Consider the following 1115-nt stretch of genomic DNA (forward strand, 5'->3'; position numbering starts at 1 on the left):
GGGTACATTCTATTTTAAACTGCAACATGCCAATGAATTCATGTGGTTAGCCATGGAGGAAATTGGATGTCGAATTGCTATTCGCAGATCACTTTGCGTGAACGTCGTCGTCTTTTCGAACTTAAAGAGCTCAAAGTCCCCCTCGGCGATATTGCGCGATTAATGGGTCGTCATCGCTCAACAATCTACCGCGAGATCAAGCGCAACAGCTTTCGGGACACGGAGATACCAGACTATAATGGCTATCATAGCGTTGTTGCCAACAACATCAGCAAAGACCGCAGAACACGATTGCGAAAGCTCAGACGTTACCCAGAGCTGCGTAAGTTCGTCATTGAACAATTGGAAGCCCATTGGTCGCCGGAACAGATCTGCGGCCGACTGGTTAGCCATGGCCTGAGCGCGATACGTCTGTGTGCTGAAACAATCTATCGCTTCATCTATTCCAAGGAAGAATACGCGCTGAAGCTGTATGAACACCTGGCTGAGATGCGAACAAAGCGCTGCCCACGTGGCACCAGACGATCGCGCAGTTCCCGCATTCCTGAAGCGTTTCGCATTCATCAACGTCCTGATTTTATTAGTAATCGTCTGCAATTTGGAAATTGGGAAGGTGACTTAATCATCTTTGATCGTGACCTTGGAGAAGCCAATGTCATGACGCTTGTTGAACGCAAAAGCCGCTATTGCGTCATCATCAAGAACAACAGTCGGCACTCAAAGCCGATCATGAATAAAATCATTCAGACCTTTGCTGCATTGCCTTATCACGCACGTCGAAGTTTTACCTTTGATCGTGGTTCCGAGTTTATGGCGTATCGGGCTTTGGAGGATGGAATGGGAGCTAAAAGCTGGTTTTGTGACCCAAACTCACCATGGCAAAAAGGTGCTATCGAGAACATCAACAAGCGCATCCGACGGTATTTGCCCAGCAACACTGATCTGACACAAGTCAACCAGGCTCAGTTGACTGCCCTCGCCCATAAGCTCAATGCGACCCCGCGCAAGTGCCTTGGATTTAAGACACCCGCCGAGGTCTTTGCTCAACTTTTGCAGGAAGCAGTATAATCGGATACCCTCACCACTGGCATGATGCAGTTGGGGTAGCTTTTCCA

Annotated in this window: 1 protein-coding gene; it reads left to right on the forward strand. The window is 48.6% G+C overall.

The features are described from left to right. The first annotated feature begins 66 nt into the window (after positions 1–66). Positions 67–1068 carry an IS30 family transposase gene (locus tag FG152_RS27125; protein ID WP_259030769.1) on the forward strand — a complete coding sequence of 334 codons (1002 nt, stop codon included), beginning with the start codon at positions 67–69 and terminating at the stop codon, positions 1066–1068. Positions 1069–1115: the final 47 nt, after the last annotated feature.

This window comes from Ochrobactrum sp. XJ1, from assembly GCF_024701725.1.
GTDB lineage: Bacteria > Pseudomonadota > Alphaproteobacteria > Rhizobiales > Rhizobiaceae > Brucella > Brucella anthropi.